This window comes from Kushneria phyllosphaerae (genome assembly GCF_900312995.1).
GTDB lineage: Bacteria > Pseudomonadota > Gammaproteobacteria > Pseudomonadales > Halomonadaceae > Kushneria > Kushneria phyllosphaerae.
In genome coordinates this window covers 1-424 of record NZ_ONZI01000031.1, presented here as the reverse complement: position 1 = coordinate 424, position 424 = coordinate 1, and the positions used below count along the sequence as shown (strand labels likewise).

The following is a 424-nucleotide window of genomic DNA, read 5'->3' as shown; positions in this document are numbered from 1 at the left end:
GTGTTGAACGAGTGGGAGCGTCGCGGATTTAACATCAAAATAGAAGACGGCGATCTGGATGTGCTGCGTGAAGGCACCTGCGATTATCTTGGTTTCAGCTATTACATGACCAATGCAGTGAAGGCCGAAGGCGGCACCGGCGATGCGATCTCTGGTTTTGAAGGCAGCGTACCAAACCCGTATGTTAAAGCATCTGACTGGGGCTGGCAGATTGATCCAGTAGGTCTGCGCTATGCACTTTGCGAACTGTATGAGCGTTATCAGAGGCCGCTGTTTATTGTCGAAAACGGTTTTGGCGCTTACGACAAAGTGGAAGAAGATGGCAGCATCAACGACGACTACCGCATTGACTACCTGCGCGCCCATATCGAAGAGATGAAAAAAGCGGTGACTTACGATGGCGTGGATCTGATGGGCTACACAC

Annotated in this window: 1 pseudogene; it reads left to right on the top strand. The window is 50.9% G+C overall.

The features are described 5' to 3' along the window. A pseudogene (bglA, locus tag KSP9073_RS17320) lies at window positions 1–424 on the top strand (6-phospho-beta-glucosidase BglA); the annotation flags it as partial.